Source organism: Streptomyces capoamus (assembly GCF_014654935.1).
Classification (GTDB): domain Bacteria; phylum Actinomycetota; class Actinomycetes; order Streptomycetales; family Streptomycetaceae; genus Streptomyces; species Streptomyces capoamus.
Genome location: NZ_BNBF01000041.1, coordinates 3909 through 17908, shown reverse-complemented (window position 1 = coordinate 17908; position 14000 = coordinate 3909). Strand labels below are relative to the sequence as shown.

General features: G+C 69.1%; 15 protein-coding genes and 2 pseudogenes. 5 read left to right on the top strand and 12 right to left on the bottom strand.

Annotated elements, in window-relative coordinates; all coding sequences use genetic code 11:
* Window positions 1-229: 229 nt before the first annotated feature.
* The gene (locus IE312_RS36140; protein WP_306419862.1) at window positions 230-988 is read left to right on the top strand and encodes an IS5 family transposase; all 759 of its coding nucleotides are present in this window, start codon (window positions 230-232) and stop codon (window positions 986-988) included.
* Between the two features lie 17 nt (window positions 989-1005).
* Here IE312_RS36140 and IE312_RS36135 read toward each other — a convergent pair whose 3' ends face one another.
* The 3 genes from IE312_RS36135 to yczE all read right to left on the bottom strand — a co-directional run bounded on the left by IE312_RS36135 (window position 1006) and on the right by yczE (window position 3435).
* A complete protein-coding gene (locus IE312_RS36135; RefSeq protein ID WP_189986558.1) occupies window positions 1006-1515 on the bottom strand; it encodes a GNAT family N-acetyltransferase in 510 nt (169 codons plus the stop codon).
* 623 nt (window positions 1516-2138) lie between these two features.
* Complete coding sequence (locus IE312_RS36130) at window positions 2139-2498, bottom strand: SH3 domain-containing protein (protein ID WP_189986557.1); 360 nt, start codon at window positions 2496-2498, stop codon at window positions 2139-2141.
* A gap of 283 nt (window positions 2499-2781) precedes the next feature.
* Entirely contained in the window at window positions 2782-3435 is a 654-nt protein-coding gene (yczE, locus tag IE312_RS36125; protein ID WP_189986556.1) for a membrane protein YczE, read from the bottom strand.
* 130 nt (window positions 3436-3565) lie between these two features.
* Here yczE and yczR point away from each other — a divergent pair, with 130 nt between their 5' ends.
* Window positions 3566-4957 (top strand): MocR-like transcription factor YczR, encoded by a 1392-nt coding sequence (gene yczR / locus IE312_RS36120; protein WP_189986555.1) that lies wholly within the window; start codon window positions 3566-3568, stop codon window positions 4955-4957.
* Between the two features lie 137 nt (window positions 4958-5094).
* On the opposite strand, the gene IE312_RS44070 is transcribed toward yczR, so the two are convergent.
* The 3 genes from IE312_RS44070 to IE312_RS36105 all read right to left on the bottom strand — a co-directional run bounded on the left by IE312_RS44070 (window position 5095) and on the right by IE312_RS36105 (window position 5959).
* The gene (locus tag IE312_RS44070; protein ID WP_189986577.1) at window positions 5095-5274 is read right to left on the bottom strand and encodes a hypothetical protein; all 180 of its coding nucleotides are present in this window, start codon (window positions 5272-5274) and stop codon (window positions 5095-5097) included.
* A complete protein-coding gene (locus IE312_RS44065; protein ID WP_189986554.1) occupies window positions 5271-5582 on the bottom strand; it encodes a hypothetical protein in 312 nt (103 codons plus the stop codon). The genes IE312_RS44070 and IE312_RS44065 overlap by 4 nt, the downstream gene beginning before the upstream one ends.
* A gap of 74 nt (window positions 5583-5656) precedes the next feature.
* Entirely contained in the window at window positions 5657-5959 is a 303-nt protein-coding gene (locus IE312_RS36105; RefSeq protein ID WP_370467689.1) for a hypothetical protein, read from the bottom strand.
* A 179-nt stretch (window positions 5960-6138) separates the two neighbouring features.
* Here IE312_RS36105 and IE312_RS36100 point away from each other — a divergent pair, with 179 nt between their 5' ends.
* Window positions 6139-6966, top strand: coding sequence for an SDR family oxidoreductase (locus tag IE312_RS36100; RefSeq protein ID WP_189986552.1), 828 nt, complete (start codon window positions 6139-6141; stop codon window positions 6964-6966).
* A gap of 115 nt (window positions 6967-7081) precedes the next feature.
* Here the strand turns inward: IE312_RS36100 and IE312_RS36095 are convergent, their stop codons facing one another.
* Both IE312_RS36095 and IE312_RS43370 read right to left on the bottom strand, forming a co-directional pair.
* Window positions 7082-7285 carry a hypothetical protein gene (locus IE312_RS36095; RefSeq protein ID WP_189986576.1) on the bottom strand — a complete coding sequence of 68 codons (204 nt, stop codon included), beginning with the start codon at window positions 7283-7285 and terminating at the stop codon, window positions 7082-7084.
* A 196-nt stretch (window positions 7286-7481) separates the two neighbouring features.
* Window positions 7482-7625, bottom strand: a pseudogene (locus IE312_RS43370) (GmrSD restriction endonuclease domain-containing protein); the annotation flags it as partial.
* 618 nt (window positions 7626-8243) lie between these two features.
* Here IE312_RS43370 and IE312_RS36090 point away from each other — a divergent pair.
* A complete protein-coding gene (locus IE312_RS36090; protein ID WP_189986551.1) occupies window positions 8244-8402 on the top strand; it encodes a hypothetical protein in 159 nt (52 codons plus the stop codon).
* 179 nt (window positions 8403-8581) lie between these two features.
* On the opposite strand, the gene IE312_RS36085 is transcribed toward IE312_RS36090, so the two are convergent.
* The 4 genes from IE312_RS36085 to IE312_RS36070 all read right to left on the bottom strand — a co-directional run bounded on the left by IE312_RS36085 (window position 8582) and on the right by IE312_RS36070 (window position 13122).
* A complete protein-coding gene (locus tag IE312_RS36085; RefSeq protein WP_189986550.1) occupies window positions 8582-9445 on the bottom strand; it encodes a lasso peptide biosynthesis B2 protein in 864 nt (287 codons plus the stop codon).
* Complete coding sequence (locus IE312_RS36080; protein WP_189986549.1) at window positions 9442-11412, bottom strand: albusnodin/ikarugamycin family macrolactam cyclase; 1971 nt, start codon at window positions 11410-11412, stop codon at window positions 9442-9444. The genes IE312_RS36085 and IE312_RS36080 overlap by 4 nt, the downstream gene beginning before the upstream one ends.
* An 8-nt stretch (window positions 11413-11420) precedes the next feature.
* Window positions 11421-11621, bottom strand: a complete 201-nt coding sequence (locus IE312_RS36075; RefSeq protein WP_189986548.1) for a hypothetical protein — start codon at window positions 11619-11621, stop codon at window positions 11421-11423.
* Between the two features lie 367 nt (window positions 11622-11988).
* Window positions 11989-13122, bottom strand: a complete 1134-nt coding sequence (locus IE312_RS36070) for an ROK family transcriptional regulator (protein ID WP_229900861.1) — start codon at window positions 13120-13122, stop codon at window positions 11989-11991.
* A gap of 521 nt (window positions 13123-13643) precedes the next feature.
* Between IE312_RS36070 and IE312_RS36065 the strand changes: the two are divergent.
* Window positions 13644-14000, top strand: a pseudogene (locus IE312_RS36065) (PD40 domain-containing protein); the annotation flags it as partial.

Here is a 14000-nt window from a genome sequence, read left to right as displayed (position 1 = left end):
CACATCACCCCAGTACGTCCAGTACGAGGGCGATGCGGCAGCACGCCGATGCACAGCACCGGGCGAGCGGAAACGCACCCCCCTCCCCCGCGGCCGCTTAAGAGGTCATCTCATTTGGCGGGTCGGTAATCTGTCGGTCGTGGCGGGGATCGTTGAGCGGCTGGTGCCGTACGAGTTGTGAGAGCTGTTCAGCGGGTGGTGCCGGAGGCGCCGTCGCGGCCCCCGGGTGATGGCCGGCGTCGGCATGGTGACCGGGAAGTGCTGGCCGCGATCGTGTTCGTGGCCGCGTCGGGCTGCACGTGCCAGCAATTGCCGTCCGCGTCGTTCGGGCCGTCGGGAGCGAGCGGCCCACCGGCGTTTCTCCGAGTGGACGAAGGGCAGGGTGTGGGCCAAGCTCTACAGCCTGGTGCTCGACGAGCTCGGGGCCCGGGGCGAGCTGGACTGGTCCCGCTGCGCGATCGACTCGGTGAACATGCGGGCCATGAAAGGGGGGGACCTGACAGGCCCGAATCCTGTCGACCGGGGCAAGTACGGCTCGAAGATCCATCTGATCACCGAGCGCACCGGTCTGCCCCTCTCTGTCGGGATCTCGGCGGCCAACCTGCACGACAGCCAGGCACTGATCCCACTGGTCAAGGGCACACCGCCGATCCGTTCCCGCCGCGGGCCGCGGCGGCGCAAGCCCGGAAAGCTCCACGCCGACAAGGGCTACGACTCCTCCCACCTAGGGGAATGGTTACGCCAGCGCGGCATCACCCACCGCATCGCCCGCAAGGGCGTCGAGTCCTTGCAGCGGCTGGGCCGCCACCGCTGGACCATCGAACGCACCATGGCCTGGCTCGCCGACTGCCGATGCCTCCACCGACGCTACGAACGCAAAGCCGACCACTTCCTCGCCTTCACCAGCATCGCCTGCACCCTCATCTGCTACCACAGACTCGGCGGCTTCCCGGGCAGCGAGACCGGATGTCGTGGAACTTCTCTGTAATAACGGCTCGTTGATGGTCAGGGCAACTGGGTGCGTGGGTCGATGACCCAGTGATTGGTGTTCAGAACGCGACCGGCGAATTCCAGACTCTGTTCTCCGACGAACGCGAAGCCGACAGCGCGGCAGATGCCATTGGAAGGCAGGTTGCTGGTTGCGGGGAAGGCGTGGACGAGTCCCCAGCGGCCGTCCTCCCTGGCCATCTCAAGCAGTGCCCGCACGGCTCGCTTGCCGTAGCCCTCGCCTTGGAAGGCGGGCAGGACCATCCAGCCGATTTCGGATATGTGCCGGTCGTCGGCTTCGTGAGACCACAGGGAGACAGTTCCGGCGACGACCGATGGGTCAGCCGCTTCGGGGATGATCATTTTGGTCCAGGCGGTGTCCTCGGCAGCCCGGCGGACATCGCGCTGCACCTTCTCATCCATGCCTTCTCGCGGCAGTGGGCCCCCGAGATCTTTCATCATGTCGGGATCGCATCGCATCCGGATGTAAGCGTCGACATCCTCGAGCACCACATTGCGCAAAAGCATTCTGGACCTCCCGGTTGGCAGCGATTGTCCCAAGTGATCACGCAGCCCACACTGCTGGCGTCCGTACTCCTCTCACCCCCTGTGATCTGGGACTTCTGATGTAGAACGACAGGAAGCCCAAGCGAAACCTGGTCACGCCGCTGGAATCGGCAGGCCTGGTCGCGCTTGCTACGCAGGGAGAAGAGGGTGAGATCAAGTCCGTCGATCTCACCCCGCCAGTCCTCAGCGACAGGTCGATGGCGTGGCTGTGGGTGTGCGGATTGGCGTCGGAGATCGTCCGGGGCCGCGGGGGGGCGTCGGTTCCGAGCTACCGGCGGATGTTGTCGACGACGGCCCACTCGGAGCGGTCGAGCGTGACGAGGGCCTTATCGGCGGCGTAACGCCACCCGCATTCCACCGCGCGGCCGGACCAATTGAGATGACCTCTAAGAGCTGTCCCGCAATGGCCCTGCCCGCTGCCTGGCACGATCGACGCGTGACCAGTGAACTTGGGCGGCAGGGCCGCATGAAGTACGTGCTGTTCGCCGCTCACAAAGGCGTCCGCAGCCCTCGAACGCGACTGCGGACGCCCTCGACCGGGACGGTGTCCCCTGGCAGGCCACATCAGTAGCCGTCTGCCGCCCCTAGGGGGCGATGTACTTGCTGGCCACCCAGCCCGTGCGGCCCTTCAGCTGGCCGTTCAGGACGTAGACCCGCATCCAGCCGGCCGTCTTCGCCTTGCACTTCACCTCGACACCGTCGTCCTTGAGGATCAGGCCGTACGAGCTGTACTTCGTCCCCGGGCCGCTGCGCAGGTTGATGTTCTTCGTCGGGTAAGTCCACCAGTAGCCCTTGGGATACGTCTTCCCGCAGGCCGACGCACCGACGGCAGCCGTGCTGGCCTCGGCCGACACCGCGAGCGCTGGCACCATCAGCAGGGCCGTGGTGGCTCCCGCTGCGAACAGCCGGGTGGTGCGGCTGATCTTCTTGCCCTTCAGCTTCACTGTTTGCTTCTCCTTCGGGTGGTGTGGGGCCAGGTTAAGACGCCGACGTGACTACGTGAGTCAGTACGACGGCGGCCCGGATCAGAGGGACCAAGGCGACGTAGGCCAAGGCCGACGCGGGATCGGCTGGCCGAGCGGAACCTGCCGCGCGCGGGGCATGGGAACGGCGGGCTGCAGCCGCCGCAGCTTCCGGTAGGCGCGCCAATTGGATACCAGAGCGTCCTCATGATCATATCCCGCACTAGGTCCTGTCCGTTGCATGTCTACGAGGTCTCCGAGAGCCTCACATCGCCGCCGACGACGACCGTCCATGGTCCTCAGAAGCGGCGGGGGCGTGTACGGCCACGAGCGGCAGGAAGTAGCCGACGAGAGGGCCCATGCACAGGGCGATCAGCACCGTCCCGGCTCCGATGGTGCCGCCTAGAAGCCATCCGGCACTGGCGACGACGACCTCGACGCCGGTGCGCACAACGGCGACAGGGCGACGGGTGAGCCGGAGGAGTCCGGTCATGATGCCGTCCCGCGGGCCCGACCCGAACAGCGCACCAAGATATAGCGCGTCGAAGAAGGCCAGTGCCACGAGGCCGAGGATCAGGTAGCCGATCCGGGCCAGAATGCCGTGCGGGTGGGGCAGCACCGTCGCGGTGGCATCTGCGGCGAAGCCGACGACGGCGACGTTGAGGAGCGTGCCGAGCCCGGGTGGTTCCCGCAGGGGAATCCACGCCAAGAGCACCAGAAGTGAGATCAGGTTCGTCGCCCAGCCGAACGAGATGCCCAGGGACCGTGCGGTGCCCTCCGTGAGCACATTCCAACTCGCTGCTCCCAGCCCGGATTGGACAAGCATCATCACGGCAGCGCCGTATCCGGCCAGCCCGACAAGCAGTTGGGGAACGCGACGCGCTTTGCGGCCAGTCCGGATCTGAGCGAGTGCGTCCATACGCGGGATCAACAGGACTTCGCGAGGAGCCGGGGAGTCCCCACGCGTGGTGGAAGCGGTAGGTGCCATGGGATGCACCTTCACCTCATCTGGTCCCTGATTCCATAGCCAGATTGCATATTCTGGTCCCGTGAAACTCGGTTCGCACACCGTCGCAGGCATGCTGGGAACCTGGCAGGAAGGTCCCGGGCCTGCGCATCGACGTCTTTCCGACCGGCTCCGTCTGCTGGTCCTGGACGGGCGTCTCACCCTCGGCTCGGTCCTGCCGAGCGAGCGGGATCTGGCCGCTGCCCTCGGAACGAGCAGAACCACCATCGGTGCGGCTTACCGCACCCTGGCCGAGCACGGTTACCTCACCACACGGGACAGAGCCAGGGCGACCGTGCGGCTGCCCGATGAGGCGCCACCCCAGCCCACGGCCCACACGAACGCTGGGACGATCGATCTGTCCTTCGCTGCGCCGCCGGCTCCCGTTGAAATCCTGCACGCAGCCTTCGCTGCCGCCCTGCAACAACTGCCGCGGCATTTCGAGCGCCACGGATACGACCGTCACGGCGTCGCGGAACTGCGCCAAGCGGTCGCCGACTGGCACGGGCGTCGAGGGCTGCCCACCTCACCAGGCCAGATCATGATCACCAACGGCGCTCAACACGCACTGTCCCTCCTGACACGGACCCTCGTATCGCCCCGCGACAAAGTCCTGATCGACCACCCGACCTACCCACACGCCATCAAGACACTTGCAGAAGCACGCGCCCGGCTGGTGCCCGTCGCGGTGACATCCTCCGGCTGGGACGTGGAGCAACTCCACGCAGCAGGCGCCTCTGCGGCCATGGCCTACCTCATACCCGACTTCCACAATCCGACCGGCCTGTGCATGCCGACCGACGTTCGCCACAACCTCAAGCTCACGTGCCCTACGGTGATCGACGAAACGATGACCGATCTCGCACTGGACGAACCGAGCCCCGAACCTTTCGCGCTGCACATGCCTGCCGCTGTCAGCATCGGCTCCGTCTCGAAAAGCATTTGGGGCGGCCTGCGTATCGGCTGGATCCGAGCAGCGCCCTCCCTTCTGGAACGAATCGCCCAAGCCCGCCCCGCCATGGATCTGGGAACTCCAGTCGTTGAACAACTCGCGGCAGCCGTCCTCCTCAACAAGCACCAGACCCGGCGACCCCCCGCCCTCCAGGAACTGAAAACACAACGGAACGCGCTGCGACGAGCACTCAACGACTACCTTCCCGACCTCCACGCCCCGCAGCCGACCGGCGGCATGACGCTATGGGCCACCTTTCCCGCACCCTTCACCTCACGGCTGGCGACCATAGCGCCCGATCACGGAGTGATCATCGCTGCCGGACCGCGCTTCGGAATCGGAGGGGCCTTCGAACGCAACATCCGACTCCCTTACACCCTGCCGCCCAACCAACTGACCCACGCAATCCGCCGCCTCGCAGCAGCACGACAAGCACTCAGCCAAGGCACCACAGGAACGCACAGGCCCGCGCCCATCGCTTGAGCACGGACAGCGTCATTCTGAGGGGGACCACCTGACTCTGTCGGTGAATGAACGAAAAGAGGACAGGGTCAGCGGGAGGTCCAATGAGCGTTTTCAGCGTTGCCTCTCCAGGGTGAGGACAGCTTTGGTGATGACGGTCATGCGGTAGGGGCTGATCCGGGACCTGCGCGCGCGAGGCTGCCCTGGTTGCCGCTCTTGGGGTTGACGTACATGCCGTAGCAGACGGTGCTGGCGGAGAGCAGGGCCTGTACGCCCGTCACCTGCGGCCCGTACCCCCAGGGCTGGGTGACGACGCAACCGCCCGCTACCGTCGTCACCCCGACGATGCGCAGGCTGTCGTCCGTGTCGACGCCGTACGGGTCGTCCAGCAGCTCGGCGAGCAGCCCGGCTCCGGCGGCACCGCTTGCAAGCGCAATACGGCCTCGGGCGCGTCGATGCCGGCCACGCAGGCCAGTTTCGTGCCGTCGTACCAGCCGACGTCGGCCAGGGCCGCAATGCGCCGCCGGCCGTCCCGCGCCGCCGCGGACTCCGCCTCGCTGAGCCCCCCTTCGCCCTCGGGCAGCGGGAACAGGTCCGGTGTGGGCCCGGCCAGGCTCAGCCGCCCCGGTGACCAGCCGGCCAGCACCGGCCGCCACGGGTCGGCTCCCGCACGGTCGTCGTAGGGCGAGTACCACTCGCCGCAACTCAGGGCCGCAGCGGTCAGCTGTGCTGGGATGCGATCTGCCGACGGGCAGCTTGCCAGATTTCCTCGAACCCCTCGAAGGTGAGTTGTTCGGGGTCGTGGCCTTCCCATTCCGAAACGGGCAGCTCGGCCGTGATCCCGAACCTGGTGTCGTACTCATCGAGGCGGCCAGCTTCGTCAGCCTGCTGCCATTCGTCCAGAGAGGCGGCTGCGATCGGTGTCAGCTCAGGTCCTTGGAGTTCGACTTGCCTGGTCACCCAGCCATTCACGTCAACCTCGAAGTAGAACCAGACGTCTTCCTCGTCCCAGTAGCAGCGCATCCATGTGATCACTGGCCCATGATGAGGGCCTCGAGTCTCATGAGATCACCCTGGTCGTTGCACCTTCTCCGTGAGGGTTTCCTGGGTAGCAGTGGCGACCTCCTGTGATGCGATCTCCAGGCTTGCCCTTCTGTGGTGCCGTGTCCGATGCCGGCCGGGACGGTCTACCGTGTCATGTCATGACGGTCTTGGTCATCGGCGGCAGTGGCTTCCTGGGCGCCGAGTTGATCCGGCAGGCGGCCATGGCCGGGCACGCAACGGCCGCGACCTACGCGACCAGGCCCGGCACCGCCGCCCAGGCCGCGTGGTATCAACTTGACCTGCGCCATCCCGGACGCGTGGACGCTGTCATGGCCGAGGTCGGCGCGGACCTTGTCGTCAACGCCTCCAGCGGTAACGCCGACTGGGCGGTGACGGCTCAGGGACCCGTCCGGCTGGCGATGGCGGCGGCGAAGCATGGAAGCCGCCTGGTTCACGTGTCCAGCGACGCGGTGTTCTCCGGCGCCCGAGTCCATTACGACGAGTCGTGCCTGCCTGACCCCGTCACCCCGTGCGGGGCGGCGAAGGCGGCAGCGGAGACCGGGGTCCTGCTGGTGTATCCGCAGGCCGTCGTCGCCCGCACGTCGCTGATCATCGGCGACGGGGATTCCGTGCATGAGCGTGTTGTGCACGAACTGGCCGCCGGTACCCGCGAGGGGGTTCTGTTCACCGACGACATCCGCTGCCCGGTGCACGTCGTCGACCTGGCCGCCGCCCTCCTGGAACTGGCCTGCGGCGACGCGGCCGGCGTCCACCATCTCGCCGGGCCCGACGCTGTGAGCCGTCACAAGCTCGGCATCCTCATCGCCAGGCGTGACGGCCTGGACGCCTCCCGACTGCCCACGGGCCTGCGGGCCCACAGCACACGTCCCGGCACCCTCGACGTACGCCTCGACAGCCAGGCCACCCAGCGGAAACTCCGCACCACACTGCGCGGTGCCCACCAGTTCTGCACCACACCAGCGTGACCGCCCAGCCCGACACCGAGCTGCGGGGCCGGGGCGCAGGTGGAGGTGGAGGTGGCCGGGCAAGCTGGACGCGTGGACAGGGTGATCCGTCGGCTGGCGCGGCGGCGGAGTCAGATCAGGCGCTGGGCAGCCGGTCCGGGACGGTGAGCTCGAGGCGGGTACCGCGGCGGTTTTCCCGGGCCAGGCTGAAGAACTGGTCGGCGCTGGGTGCGCCTTGGGTGACGTACTGGATGATGCGGTCGACCTCATAGCGCAACTGGCCATCACTCAGCACGAAGGCCTCATGCTGAAGTCGGTCACGAAGGACGTCGGCGGGCATCCCTCCTTGCGTGCGGGCTTGGTGGGTGGCGTACTCGAGCAGGCTCCCAGGGCCCATATTGCACAGGAGCGGCGCCGCACGGCCGACCCAGGGATGGCATACAGGCGGCTTTTTCCGCCTCCGCCTCACCGCCCCCTCCCTGACCCGTCCGTCGGTGTGGCCGCAGGCCACCATGCGCATCACGGGCCCGGTCCTGCGCGCGGTCGTCACCGAGGTCGTTGGCGTAGGCCTCGCGTTCCGTCACAGTCCAGGTGGAGGCGCCGGAGTCCCAGGCCTCGGCGAGCGGGATCAGGTGGTCGATGTCCAGGCCGCTGGGACCGTTGATGTAGCGGTCGTCGTAGCAGAGGGAGTGGCTGATCGTCAGCGGCAGCCACCGCGGCACGATCTGGTCCGGCTGCCGGATGGACGACGTCGACCTCGCCCCGCTCGTCGGCCCGGACGGCACGCAGGTGACCTTCGCCCGCTGGTACACCGGCTGGCTGGAGGGGCCGAACGCACGGCAGCAGAGGATGTGACGAGCATCACATAAAGGCGGGCGGAGGCCGCTGGACGCGGGCCGGCGTGGTTCAACGGGACCGGCTGGGCGCGCTTTTGAGGTGGGGAGGGCGGACCGGGCACCCTTTGGGCTTCGATTCGGTGGCCTCGGTGTGGCCCAGCACCGCCCTCGATGGCGTCGCGGCGGCGTGGGTGTGCCGCGCAGGCGTCCCGTCCGCCGCCTGAGCGGCAGTTCGAGGCGGGGGACGGTCGGAGGGCCGTCTCGGTTTTCGTTTTCCGCTTGCAATGGCGACCGCGCCACGGTGGTTGCTGCGAATTGAAATACGGGCCTCGATAACATGCGGGCGTAAGGCTTCTGTAAGCGCGTCAGAGCAGCAGGAATGGCGATTGCTTTCAACCGGGTTGCGGAGAACACTGGATTGCGTAAAGGGGCGGTGATCCTCGGGAAGGAGGTGACGCAATCATGGGTGTCAAGATGACGATGACCACCCGTTGCTCGGTCTCCCTGCGGCAGGAGCAGCTGCGGATGGTCATCATCGTCGTCGTCCTGGTGCTCTGGGTTGTGCTGGCGCAGGCGCACGGGACCACGACACCGGTCGACGCGCTACTGAAGCGCGTCTGAGGAACGGGTCCGTTCCTCCGCGGAGGGCGGTTGCCGAGGGGCAGCCGCCCTTTCGCCTTGCCAGGCTAGCGCGGAAGAGCCGGGAGGTGAAGGCCCTTCCCGTGCCGGCCCGGCCGCACTTCTTGAAACTGCCCGGTAATTTCTTCGCCCGTGGCCCGAGAGGGCGGGATTCGAAGAAATCACGCGGTCAGAATGGGACGGAAGGCATCGAGATCGGGCTCGTCCGCGGCCAGGACCGGGCTGCCCTCGGTTTCGATCCAGGCGTGGAAGCGGAACGGGTCGGCGGCCGTGCCGATGCACCATGCCGCCCGGCGTCGACGCAGGGCCAGCACCATGAGCGACGCCAGCGAGGTTTCGAGGCAGGCGGCGCGTCCGGGATACCGGGCTGCGGCCTGTCGTACCGCGGCGAGAGCCGCCGCACCCTGGGCTCGGGTGGCCTCGTGCCGGCACCAGTGGCGTGAGACCCAACGCACCGCTCCCAGGAGGGTGCGGAAGGGCAGACGGATCAGCAGCAGGGCGATCAGCAGGCCGAGCAGTCCCAGCGGTGGGGTGCGTCGTCGGCCGGGACAGCGGTGCGGACGCGACGGATCCGCAGCGGGGTCGGCCGCCATGGTCACCTCGGCCGTACCGGCCGCACGCCTGCCGTGGGCGAGCCCCCAGGCGCGGTGTGCGGCGTCGTCGGCCGTGCCGGCCGCGCCGGGGCCGTCGGCCGGCCCGCACCCTGCGGCAGCCACGGGTTCCTCACCGGCGGACGGTGACGGCTGCAGGCCCGCGGCGCAGGCGGTGAGGAGGCCACGCTCCAGGAGGGCGTCGGCGAGCCGCCGCGCGTCCCGCCGGATCACGTCCCGGCTGAGTTGTGGGAACTGGCGTGCCGTCAGGTGTACGCCCGTTTCGAAGTCCCGGCTGCGGCGCCACTCCTGCCACAGCAGTCCCGCCACGGGGTTCATGGCGAAGCAGTGTCCCGAGCGGGTGTCCAGCAGCACGGCGTCGCCGTGGTCGCCGGGGCTCTCCTGTACGAAGTCGGGTACCTGCAGCCGGTTCACGGCGCCTCCCCGGCCGTACCGAGTCCGTCCAGCCAGACGTCCACCCCGAGCAGGCGGTTGAGCGCGGGAAACGGCGCGGCGAGGCCGTGCGCGGCGGCGTCGAGGTCGGCGACGACGCGGGTGGGTTCCACGACGCCCAGGTCGGCCAGTGGCGAGCGGGCCAGGCGCACCCTGAGGTCTGCCGCGGCGCGGCGGACGCCCCGGTAGTCCTCGGCCGCGTAGGCGCCCTTGGTGCGCCGGTCCAGCACGGCATCGGGGACCGCGCCGGCCAGTGCGGCTCTCAGGAGTGGCTTGACGGTGTAGGGGTCCGCCTTCGCAGGCACCGGCAGGCTCATGGCGGCCCGGACGACGGCGCCGTCCAGGAATGGTGCTTGTGGCCAGACACCCAAGGGTCTTGCCACGTCCACGAGGTGACCGTGCAGCTGGGCCGAGCCGTGCAGTTCGGCGAGCGCTGCGCGGGTCCCCGGTCCCGGTCCCGGGCCCGGCATCTCGCGCCGCGCCTGCGCGGCACGCTCGGCGGCCAGGCCGGCCAGCTCGGCCAGTTCGCGGCGGGCCCGTGTGGTCAGCCACGACGTCTCGGGGCCGGGGGGCGGCCACCAGGCGATGGCGTCCAGCCACTGCGGAGGGTGCGCCAGCGGCTGCTCCAGGTGGGCGGCCAGGTCGTGCAGGGCCCGGTCGATCGGGGTCCGGGCCAGCCGCACGGCTCGGCGGGCGACGCTGGCGGGGGCGACGCGGCGCAGTCTGCCCAGGGCGAGGGCGTCATGGGCGAGGCGGCGCACCGCCCGGCTCGCGGCCACCTCACCGAGGTAGGAGGGGGGCGCGGTCAGCAGCGCGTCGCCGCCCTCACCCGTCAGGTGGACACCGCCGCCGCGGCTCGCGATGTGCGTCAGGCGGCAGCGGAGCCGTCCGATCACCGCGGTGGACGGATCGGGCTGGTCAGGCCGTCCCCGCGTGTGGAGAGCGGCGTACGGCAGTGAGGTGTCGCCGCCCACGGTCAGGCGCAGGCGGATCGCGTCCGATGCGCGGGCGTGACGCATGGCGTGTTCCAAGTCGCCCGCCGGTGCCTCGGGATGGTGGTAGACAAAGGCGTCCAGTGGTTCCTCCGCCGCGTGTGCCGCGAGGAAGGCCAGCGAGGTGGAGTCCAGTCCCCCGCTGAAGTCACCCGTGAGCCGGGGGGCGTCACGCACGCGCAGGGTGACGGCCTCCCGGAGCGCCTCGCGCAGCCGGGCTGCGGCGTCGTCCCTGCGGGTGTCGGCGTGGGGCCCGGGTGGGGCGCAGGCCGTCCGGGTGACGGCGTCCGTGGCGGGGTCGACGCGCAGGACTTCGCCGGGGCCCAGCCGGTGCACGCCGGTGAAGGCCGTCCGGGTCCCGACGAGTTCCGGCACGGCGGGACAGACGAGGTGCGCCGCGAGCGCCAGGGTGTCCGGGGCCTGCTCCCGTCCCGTGAGGGCGGCCACGGCGGTGGCCCGCGTGGAGACGACGGTACGGCCGTTGCAGCGCGCGTAGTAGAGCGGGAACTGACCGGCCGGGTCGGTGAAGGCGGTAAAACGGCCGCCGCGTTCCAGTACGAGCAGCAGGTAGGCCCCCGGCCATAGGGTCAGGCTCTCCCAGTCGCCGTCGCGCGCGGACCGTTCCAGGTCGGCCTGCATCTGCGCGGAGCCGGCCAGGCACTGGCCCACGGCGACGACCCGGGCCTGCTCGGTCGCCGCGGTGCGTACCTCCCCGGCGTGCCAGGCGCCCCACGCCCACAACCGGGGGTCGGTGGCCCATACCTGTGCCGCGGGGGCCGGTAGGCGGCGGTCCGGCGGCAGGAGCCCTGCGATGGCCGGTCCGGCCGGCAGGCGGACGCCTAGCCCACCGGCGTCCCGCACCCTGCCGGTGGCGGCGCCGCGGGTGCCGGTGGTGTCGTCGGATCGGGTCCCGCCGCTGGTGCCGGTCGTGCGGGTCGCCCCGGGGATGGCTGCCACGACGGCTCCTACCAGTAGTACTGGGCGTTGGCGTCGGCGTTGCCGCTGGGGGAACTGCCCAGGGCCAGGTCGCGGACGTGTCCGAGGTCGACCAGGGAGGGGGACACATAGGCAGGGTCCTGACCCGGGGGCGGCTCGTCCGGGACCGTTCCGTTCACGCCATCGGCGGCGACGCCGGACAGGTGATCGAAGAATTCCTTATGCAACATCGGGCCGCCTCGGGTCAAGGGCACGGCTGCCTCGTCAGGGAGAACAAGGCACGGGAGGTGGCCTTTTCGGCCACCAATCTATAGCAGCGCAGTATGCCATGTGATCTTTTCCGGCAGCCGGGATCCGGCAAGCCGTAGGGGCATTGCCTGACCAGGTGTTTCGCCCGGCCATTCGGGACGACGAACGGAGCCGACGGCTTCCGTTTCCCGGTGCGCGGCGGACCCGCCGTACAGTTCGACGACTCCCTTGCACATAATTGAAGCCGATATCCCGGCCGGCTCTCCTCATTCCCATGATTTTGAAGAACTCGGCCCCGGACAGGCGCGTGACCGGATTCAAGCACCGAGCCGTACCCCTGCGGCCGGGTCACACGGCGTTCTGCGGGCTCTCCTGACCGCGCAGACCGAGCACGAGAGCGCCCTGAGCCTCGGCTCTCGTCCCCAGCTCACTCAGTTCCAGCACGAAGCCGGAGCTCTTGGCCACCGCGCCGGGGAGGGCGAAGCGGTACAGCGACTCCTGGCAGCCCTCCAGGAGCAGGTCACACTCCGTGAGCTGGCCGCCCACCACCACGACGTCGGGGTTGATGAGGTTGCACAGGTGGGCGAGGTGGGAGCCCAGGGTGCGCCCCGCGTCCTTGATCACCCGCATGCAGACGGGGTCGTGCTCCCTGGCGGCCCGGATGACGTCCTCCAGGTGCTCGAAGTCCGCGGCTCCGGTCCTGGTGCGGGCCTGCCGCACCCGCTGCACCAGCGCCTCGGCACCGATCACGGTCTCCAGGCAACCGCGGCCCCCGCACTGGCACATCACCCCGTCGGATTCCAGGGTGAGGTGGCCGATCTCCCCGGCCATTCCGCCGCGTCCGCGCAGCAGGCTGTTGTGGACGATGATCCCGGCTCCGACGCCGGTGGACGCCTTCACGTAGATCACGGTCTCTGCGTGGTCCCGCCGGCCGTACGTCTGCTCGGCCAGCGCGCCGAGGTTCGCGTCGTTGTCGATGAACGCGGGGACGCCCAGCTCCTCCCCCAAGTCCCGTGCGGGGTTGTCACCGATCCGCCAGGGGTGGAGGACGGGCCGCGTGAACTCGTTCGTGCGGGGATCGATCATGCGGGGCACGGCGATGCCGAGCGAGAAGACGTCGGTGAGGGTGCAGCCGGTGTCTCTGACCGCCTCCCGGATCAGGTCGTGCACCGCGGGCCGGGCGCGGGCCCAGCCCCGACTTACCCCTTCGGAGTTGACCCGGACGGACACCGTGTCGAATTCCTTGTCGAGCCGGCGCGCGACCACCGTGACGTGGTTGAAGCCGAGGTGCACCCCGACGCCGACCAGCACGGTGGGTACCAGGCAGACCCGGCCGGCGCGTCCGCCGTCCGCCCGGGCGCTGGTCACCATGCCTTCCTTTTCGAGTTCCCGGACCGCGGTGGACACGGTCGCCGGGGAAAGCATGGTGCGCTTGGCGATACCGACCTGGGTGTCGGCCTTGATCGCGACGGCCAGCAGCACCTTCCTGCGGTTCTCATTGCGTTTCGGTGACCCGGCTAACCCGTTGAAAAAATCGCGAATGTCAGCCACGACGCCCCCCTTGGCCCTGCCTGCCCCCGCCGGCAGGTCGCTTGTCCTCTCGACCGTAGCAGGTGGATCTTCGAATTGAAGGGGGGACGACTTCGATTGACACGACCATCAATCCGGCCGACGGAATCCCAGGATGTGGGCGCAGTCGGCACGCGTGTTCGGAATTGACCGAAAACGTCTTCCATAGGCCGGAGAGGTCACCTGGGTGTCGATCGGACGATCCCCGATGACGGCGCGTCGGCCAGGGAGGTCCCCTATGTGACGACGGCGTACGGAACGTGTCACAGACCTCGTACCGCCCGATGCTCTCGCTTCCCGCGCCCTGCAACGGGTGACAGATTTGTCGTCCGGAGCGGCCCGTGACAGGGCCGCGGGAGGGAATCGGGGTGGACACCTTGAGGCGTCAGCGACACCAGTTCGGCCACGACAGCCACAACGACACAGGTGCGGCGGTGAGTAGCAGCAGAAACACCGCGAGCGGCGTGACGTGGCGCCGGAGATCGGCGGTGGCCGTCGCGGCAGTCGCCATGGCCGCACCGCTGACTCTCGGCGCCGCCGGTGACGCGGGAGCGGCGGGAGATCATGCGATCGTCTTCGCCCGCTACACCTCGGCGGCACCCGTCGAGGACCTCTACGCGATCGCCCCCACCGGCGGCACACCGGTGAAGCTCACCCACACCCCGGCGGTCAGCGATGTCATGCCCAGTTGGTCCCCGGACGGCAAGCGAATCGCCTTCCTCCGGTACGGCTCGGGTGGTGCCGTCGACGGTATCTGGACGATGAAGGCCTCGGGCACCGGCCTGAAGGCC